The 7,467-nt window shown below is 69.6% G+C and carries 7 protein-coding genes; 3 read left to right on the forward strand and 4 right to left on the reverse strand.

All coding sequences use genetic code 11. The features are described from left to right. On the reverse strand, nucleotides 1-1,588 hold a 1,588-nt coding region (locus D7X74_RS36895), incomplete at its 3' end, for a M56 family metallopeptidase (RefSeq protein ID WP_304984944.1). 4 nt (nucleotides 1,589-1,592) lie between these two features. Beyond that, nucleotides 1,593-1,973 (reverse strand): BlaI/MecI/CopY family transcriptional regulator, encoded by a 381-nt coding sequence (locus D7X74_RS36900; protein WP_120537674.1) that lies wholly within the window; start codon nucleotides 1,971-1,973, stop codon nucleotides 1,593-1,595. A gap of 254 nt (nucleotides 1,974-2,227) precedes the next feature. Between D7X74_RS36900 and D7X74_RS36905 the strand changes: the two genes are divergently transcribed. The 3 genes from D7X74_RS36905 to D7X74_RS36915 all read left to right on the forward strand — a co-directional run bounded on the left by D7X74_RS36905 (nucleotide 2,228) and on the right by D7X74_RS36915 (nucleotide 5,417). Continuing rightward, nucleotides 2,228-3,178, forward strand: coding sequence for a hypothetical protein (locus D7X74_RS36905; protein WP_120537675.1), 951 nt, complete (start codon nucleotides 2,228-2,230; stop codon nucleotides 3,176-3,178). Between the two features lie 208 nt (nucleotides 3,179-3,386). Continuing rightward, on the forward strand, nucleotides 3,387-3,941 hold the full coding sequence (locus tag D7X74_RS36910; RefSeq protein WP_120537676.1) for a hypothetical protein: 555 nt from the start codon (nucleotides 3,387-3,389) through the stop codon (nucleotides 3,939-3,941). A 132-nt stretch (nucleotides 3,942-4,073) separates the two neighbouring features. Then, the gene (locus D7X74_RS36915) at nucleotides 4,074-5,417 is read left to right on the forward strand and encodes a hypothetical protein (protein ID WP_120537677.1); all 1,344 of its coding nucleotides are present in this window, start codon (nucleotides 4,074-4,076) and stop codon (nucleotides 5,415-5,417) included. 25 nt (nucleotides 5,418-5,442) lie between these two features. Here the strand turns inward: D7X74_RS36915 and D7X74_RS36920 are convergent, their stop codons facing one another. Together D7X74_RS36920 and D7X74_RS36925 are read right to left on the reverse strand one after the other, a co-directional pair. After that, nucleotides 5,443-7,062: a phospholipase D-like domain-containing protein gene (locus D7X74_RS36920; RefSeq protein WP_120537679.1), complete on the reverse strand. Its 1,620-nt coding sequence runs from the start codon at nucleotides 7,060-7,062 to the stop codon at nucleotides 5,443-5,445. A gap of 63 nt (nucleotides 7,063-7,125) precedes the next feature. Next, nucleotides 7,126-7,368 (reverse strand): chaperonin, encoded by a 243-nt coding sequence (locus tag D7X74_RS36925; protein ID WP_120537678.1) that lies wholly within the window; start codon nucleotides 7,366-7,368, stop codon nucleotides 7,126-7,128. Nucleotides 7,369-7,467 lie beyond the last annotated feature (99 nt).

The raw sequence follows: 7,467 nt of genomic DNA on the forward strand, positions 1-7,467 counted from the left end.
CGCTCGCGATCGAGGTCCGCCTCGCGCTTGTCGAGTGCCTCCTCCTGGCGATCGCGTTCGACGTCGTCGCGGTCGGTGTCGTCGCGCCGGGCGGCGGCGGTGCCACGGCGGCGCGGGCCGGGGACGCGGGCTGCGCAGGAGGCACGGGAGGGACAGGAGACTTCGGTGACCTGGCGGCCGTGTCGGACGTCGCGACGGACTTGTTCGCGGCGTTCGGCGTCCCGGAGGACTTCGGGGCCGTGGCGGAGTCCGTGCCCGGCGTGGAGCCTTCGGGCAGGGTCCGGACGGAGCCCACCTTGAGGCCCGGCCCCGTGTTCGTGCCGGGCGCCGTAGAGGCAGACTCGGCGGGGGCCTTGGCGACGACCTGGAAGGGCATCAGGACCAGGGCTCCGAGGGCGAACAGCGCACCCTTGAGCCACCGGCGGGGATGGGTGGGGACGACATCGACATGTTCCAGCATGCGGAGCCTCCTGTGCAGCGCGTGAAGGTGGGCCGACGCCCCAAGCGCCGCTGCGCTGCCGGGGGGCCGGGTGATGCCAAAGGCGATGAGCAGCTCGCCGTAATCCGCGGGCTCCGCGCCGGTGAGACGCAGCGCCTCCGCGTCACACGCCTCTTCCCGAGCAAGCGCGTACTCACGGGCCGCCTGACGCGCGAGCGGGTGGAAGAAGAGCACCGTCTCCGCCAGCGCCGGCACCCAGCCCAGCCACAGGTCCCCGCGCCGCAGGTGCGCCACTTCATGCGCGAGCGCCATGCGCAGCGCGTCCTCGGGGAACTCACGCACCGCCTTCGAGGGCAGCACGATGGCCGGCGACACGAGCCCCGCGGCCAGCGGGCTCATCACCTCGTCCGACACGAGCAGCAGGGGCGGCCGGCGCAGGCCCGCTTCGCTCGCGAGGAACTCCGCCTCCTCCTCGAGCACCGGATGCTTCAGGGGCCGTGCCCGCTCCCGCATGCCCCGCACCTGACGCCACGCTCGCACGTGGCCCCGCACCTGCCAGGCCACGCCCGCGCCCCAGATGAAGAGCAGCGTCCACGCCACCGCGCTGGAGCCGGACAGCGCACGCAGCCACCGCGAGGAAGTGGCGACGAAGGACACGTACCGCGCCTCGGGTGAGGAGCCCTGGCCTGACGCCGCGGCTGACAGTCCACCGCGCGACGACACGAAGTCCCGAGCGTGAGCGATGCCGGGCGCTTGCGCTGCCGTTGCAACGCCTGGGATTGCGAGGCCCGGAGCCTGTGCGACGGAACCTTCCACATCCGACGGTGCAGGGCCCGAGACCACCAGGGCCCCCCCACGCGTGGGCATGGCGGTGCCGGATGTCTGGGATTGCGACCCGGTGCCGGTGACCACGGTCTCCGCGGGCAGCAGCGCCAGGGACACCGGATGCGGCCAGCCCACCGTCAGCACGAACTTGAGCGCCACCAGCCACCACAGCCCCGCGCGCAGGGACGCGGGCAGGCTCGGCACCGCCTTCGCGAGCACCCACACCCCCAGCGCGCAGAGCGCCCCCTGCCACGAGGCGCGCCACAGCGACTCCGACCAGGACGACCACCACGGCATCACGTGCAGCAGGTCCATGGAGCTCATCGGCTCACTCCTTCCGCTTCTGCCGCAGGCGGGCCACGACGTCCTGGAGCTGCTTCAGCTCCTCGTCGGAGACGTCCTCGGCCTCCGCCAGATAGGTGACGAACGGCGACAGCGACCCGGAGAGCGTGCGCTGCACGAAGTTCCCTACGACGTCGCGCAGCAGCTCTTGCGTGGCCACCGGCGAGGCGTACTGGAACACCCCGTCCACCTTGCTCCGGGTCAGGTACCCCTTGAGCCGCAGCCGCTCCATCACCGTCAGGATGGTGGAGCGCGCCAATCCCTGCGCCTCACCGAAGCGCTCCGCCACCTCCCCCACCGTCGCCGGCCCGTGCTCCGCCACGTACCGCAGCAGCGCGAGTTCCTGCTCTCCCACCGGCTTCTTCATCCGTCCCATCCTTCGTAGCGACAGCTGTAGTCAAGAAGCAAGGTACGACTGACTACAGCCGTAGTCAAGCGGGTGTTGGTGCTCCTCCCGGAAGCGCGCGCGAAGCCCCTTCCACGCACTCCCGGGCAGGTGGCACGTCCCCAGCCAACAGAGGGAAAGCCCTGACAGACGGACCGGGCCTGCCAGTCCATAGTCCGCCCCATTCCATGAGCCCCGAGGTTCCAGGTCAGGGCTTGTTGCCGGAGGAGCAATCCATGGCGCGCATTGGTGGACCCAAGCTGGGCAACAACTCTTTCAAGGTGGGCGACAGCAAGACGAAGGTGAACGGCCAGGTGAAATACGGCCCCACCGGCGGCCTGAACGACAAGCAGAAGCAGCATCTCAACGAGCACTACGGCAAGCATGGCGCCGGCGTGAAGAAGCAGAACGTCCTGGATCGCCTGACGCAGTACAACGCCTCGCACAGCACCTATACGGACGCCGCCCAGAAATCCGGGCGTCCGTTGACCCCGCAGGAGCAGGCCGCCCGACGCACGGGCCAGAACGCCCCCGACTCCAGCATCAACCACGTCATCGCCTCGGCCACGGGCCAGAACGTCTTCAACCACGAGACGCTGCGCTTCAAGCAGGGCGCGAAGGACACCCAGGCCTCCGCTGGTGAATTGAAGACGGCCACCGGTGCCGCCCAGACGGAAGCCCAGAAGAAGGTGCGCAAGGGATTGGCGGAGCAAGCCGCCTCCGTGGGCCGCGTGCAGGGCTACTCGCGCGCCACGCTGGCGGAACGCAAGGGCGAGCTGAAGGCAGACGTCGTTCAGCAGAAGCAGGATGCCGCCCTGAAGAACACGCTCACCGCCATGCAGGGCCCCGACCAGGCCACGCGCTTCCAGGCCTACAAGGACGTGTTGAAGGACACCTTCGATGCGCCGGGCAACCTGCGCGTCGGCGACATCACGCAGAACAAGAAGATCAGCACCGGCTTCGATGCGCCGCTCGACAAGAACGGCAAGCCCACCGAGCGCGCCGAGCGCCTCTACCAGGCGCACCAGAACTACGGCCCCGAGCGCCTGCTGAAGGACGACAGCGTGTTCACGAAGAACAGCAAGGGGGAGATCATGTCCAGCAGCCACCACACGGACGTGCCCGACAAGAAGCGCAAGGCCGAGGACGATGGCGGGGGCCCGTCCAAACCCACGAAGCGGCGCTAGAGAACGTCCGCCCGTCCTCGCCTGCCTGGCCCCTCACCATCCGCCGGCAAGCTTCATCCTCCTCTCCCAGCGCCCCACTACCGAGCGCCCGCCTCCCTGCCTGCCCAGGAGCGGGCCCGGTAGCAGAGGCCCGTGTGTGTCCTTGTCTCTGTCGGCCGGGCAACCAGATTTCCGGAAGACGAAACCCGACTCGCACTGGAGATTCCCAATGAAGCTTCCCCTGATGGCGGCCATCGCCGCCCTGTCGCTGTACGGTTGCGCCAGCCAGTCCGCGAACACGCGTGAAGCCTCGTCACCCGAAGCCGGTGCCATGGGCGGAGCGGGCAGCGCGGGCACCAGCTCCGACGTCTCAAGCTCCTCCAGCGAAAGCCTCAACCCCGACACCGCGGAGTCGGACAAGTCCGCCGGTGAGGCGAGCAACGTGAGCGACCTGGAGAAGCGCGACCGCATGGACGCGCCCACCGTCTACGAGGGCGAGGCCACCGGCGGCAGCGGCGCGGCCGACGAGACCGTGAAGACCCAGGACGGCCAGAAGTGGGACGTGCAGCAGAACACCCCCACCGACCTGGGCGACCCGCAGGTGCCCGCGGGCTCCGTGAACCAGAACCGCGACCCCAGTGATGACGGCACCGGCGGCTCCGGCGATGAGAGCTCCGGCAAGAGCGAGATCAAGGACGCGTCCGGCGACGCCAACGCCGACACGGACGACCTGAGCACCGACTCCAAGGTGGAGACGGACGCCACGCCCGATTCCACCCACTAGTCCCCGGTGAAGAATCAAGCCAGGGCGGAGTCCTCCGCCCTGGTCGCGGCGGATACCCGGTAAAGCCCGCTCGCGGGCCTGCCGGGTGTTCGTCTGTCCACCCCACGCCGCGCCAAGTTAGAGTGAGCACCAATGACTGGTGCTCCCTTCGTCGCCCTGCTCGCGCTGCTGCACTCCCAGTCCTCGTACATCGAGGAGGTCCCCAACGAAGAGCAGGAGTCGTCCGCTCCCGCCTCGTCGGGAGGCATCGGCTTCCGGGCGCTGCTGGAAGTGGGTCCGCTGAGCTTCCCGTCCGGAACGCCGGGCGGCGAGCAGGACCTGTTCGCGTACGCATACCCGTCGCTGGGCGTGGATGGCGGCGAGGACTTCGCCTTCATGCTGGGCGCACCGCTGCGCTTCCGCCTCCTGGACAACCCGCCCGAGCAGAAGGACGAGGACTACGGCGCGTGGCTGCGGCGCCAGGACTGGGACGAGCGCAGCGACTACGGACAGGTGGTGCGCCTGCTCCGCATCGGGGATGAGTCCGGCCGCTTCGGCCTGCGTGTGCAGCCCTTCCTCGAGGAGTCCCTGGGCCGCGGCTACCTGGTGAACCGCTACGACAACCAGCTGTCCCCGAACTACCACCCGGCGGGCGGCACGCTGTCGTTCGCGGCGGGGCCGGCGCGGGTGGAGCTGCTCGCCAGCGACGTGCTCGCCGCGCGCATCTTCTCCGGCGAGCTGTTGCTGGACCTGGGCCGCGTCGTCAGCGGCAGTGAGAACCACTTCGACCGCTACCTGCTGCGCGCCTCCGTGGCGCACGACTTCGGCGAGGCCGGCGGGGTGACGCCGGAGGCCACGGTCGCGTCGGTGGGCGGCGAAGTCGCCATGTACAAGGGCGAGCGGCTGCGCTCGTGGGTCCTGCTGGCCGGCGGCGCGCGCCTCAACTCCGGCGCGCAGGACGTGGGCGGCCTGCTGGGCGTCGCCTTCGAGGGCGACTTCAAGGGCACGCAGCTCAGCGTCACCTTGCAGGGGCGGCGCCAGGGCGGCGGCTTCCGCTTCGGCTTCTTCGGCGCGGGGTATGAGCTGGCGCGCTTCTCCGCCGTGGGCCTGTCCGAGGAGCCGCAGGCGGACCAGCGCGTGCCGAAGGACTTCTCCGGCTACATCGAGATGTCCGTGGCGCGCGGCGGTGGAACGGACTCGACGGAGGTCGTGGCCAGTGGCGCCGTGGAGTACTCGGCCTTTGGCCGCGCGGACGGAGACTTCTCGCTGAGCTTCAGCAGCCCGGGCGACAAGACGCGCGGAATCGTGCGCGCGGTGGTGGTGGGCCTGGGTGACCGGCCCCGCTACTCCTTCGCGGTGGAGGGCCGGCAGCGCGTGCTGCCCGCGCTGTACATCTGGGCCTCCGGCGCGACCGTGCACTTCCCGCAGCCGGATGACCAATTGGTGCGGGGCGTGAGCGCGGGCGCCGGCGTGGGCGTGGACTTCGCCCGACGCTGACGCGCGCGCATCCTCTGCCCGGGACTCAGGGTTCCGCCGCGCCGCCCTCTTCCTGCCCGGGTGCACAGGGCAGGATGGCGCGGTGCGGAGGCGCGGCGCACGACGGGCCCACCAGCCAGCGCGACAGCAGCCGCACGCCGGAGGCGAACAGGCCGTCATCGCCCTTGTGCAGGGCCTCGAAGAGCGACTCGTCCAGCACCGACTCTTCCGGATCGATGAGGAAGTCCTCCGGCTCCAGCGGCTTGAAGAGCGGGTTCTGGTCGAACACCGTCTCCAGCGGGTGTGGACGCAGCCGCAGCAGCCCCTCCTGGGCCACCCGGTCCAGCGTCTCCACCATCTGCTTCGCCTCCACCAGCGGCCGCAGCGCGGACACGCCCGCGAGGCCCGCGTGCTCCGCCATCAGCGACACGCGGATGCGGCGGATGGCCTTGGACACCGCGTCGCCCGGCGCCTGCGCCTCCCAGCTCAGGTTCAGCTCGGAGTCCAGCCCCAGGCTGCGGTTGGTGGTGTTCGCGGAGCCCACCGTCAGGAAGGTGTCGTCCACCACCATCACCTTCGAGTGGATGTATGTGAAGACATCCGAGCCGTCGTCGTCCTTCGCCGCCGAGCCGTACACCGCGAAGCCGTGGCCCGTCTCGCTGGCCACCTCCCGCAGCGCGCGCAACAGGCGCACCTGGGCGACGCCCATGGCGATCTGCTCACGCAGCGCTTCCGGCTGACGGGGCAGCACCAGCATCACCTGGAGCCGGCCACGGCCCGCCGTGCGCATGCGCTTGACGAGCGCGTCGTAGATGGCGCGCGAGGAGAAGTACTGGTTCTCGATGTAGATGAAGCGTTCCGCCGCGGCGATGGCGTCCACGTACAGCGCGCGGATCTCCTGCACCTCCTCCTGCGGCGGAAGGATGGTCTTGCCGAAGGTGCGGCTGATGGCCACCGGGCCCGGAGGCGCCGGCATCGTCGCTTCAAAGGTCACGTCGTCGCGCGCCACCGGCTCCAGGTGGATTTCGCCGCCGCCCGAGTGCGCCCAGCGCGCCTCGAACAGCTCCGCGAGCGGCTTCACCGCGGGGCCCGTCAGCACCGTCTGCACGTCGTGGTAGGGACCGTGCGGATCGCGGCCGGAATCACAGCGCAGCTTCGAGCGCGCGGGATGGTCCCGGTCGTCCCAGCGACAGTCACAGACGTCCATGCCGCCGGTGAACGCCTGCACGCCGTCCACGACGACGAGCTTCTGGTGGTGCGCGGCGTAGAGAGGACTGGAGGAATCGAAGCGGAATCGCAGCCGCTCGTTCGTGGTCCAGTTGAACAGCAGGTGCTGCATCCACTCGCGTTCCATCGCGAGCAGCATGCTGAAATCCCAGGCGAGGATGTAGACGTGCAGCTCCGGGTTGTCCCGGCACATCTTGTCCAGCAGCGGCAGCAGTCGGACTTCGCCACCTTCCGCTTCCGCCAGGTCGTCACCGCGCAGCAACGTCACATCGCTGTCGAACTGCCAGCCCATGATGACGATGGAGCGACGCGCCTTGCGGATGGCCCGGTACAGCTCTCGGTAGTAATCCCGGGCGTCCACCAGCACGCCCGCGTCATGCGTTTCCGAACGCGTCCAGTAGTTGCGTCCAGGGTTGAGGATGTTGGTCACGGCAGTCACCTGGCCTTGGAATTCGCGTCCCGGAAATGGAACCCACCTGTCCGCGCCCGGCCGGCGGAACAATCACCCCACGAAAACAATGTGCTTCCCGGTCGCCACGGTCATGTCCGGCGAGGAGACGACCTTGGCCACCTTCCGCGCCTCGCCCCCCACGGTGTCGAAGGCAGCGGCGATCAGGTCGCCCAGCGTCACCTGCACGCGCCTGGCCTGCTTGCCGGCGTTGGACACGGCCTTCACGGTCGTCGCCTTCATCTGACGGGCCTTGCGCTGAATCGTCTGTCCACGCTTCTGGGTCTTGGTCGCCATGGTCTTCGCTCTCCGAGATGAAGTGATGCGTTCGTGTTGTGCCGCGCTGCCCGTACCGCCCCGTGCTGCCCGTCCTGCCCTACCCCGACCCGCCCGTAC

The sequence above is a fragment of the Corallococcus sp. CA047B genome (assembly GCF_003612065.1).
GTDB classification, from domain to species: Bacteria; Myxococcota; Myxococcia; order Myxococcales; family Myxococcaceae; genus Corallococcus; species Corallococcus praedator.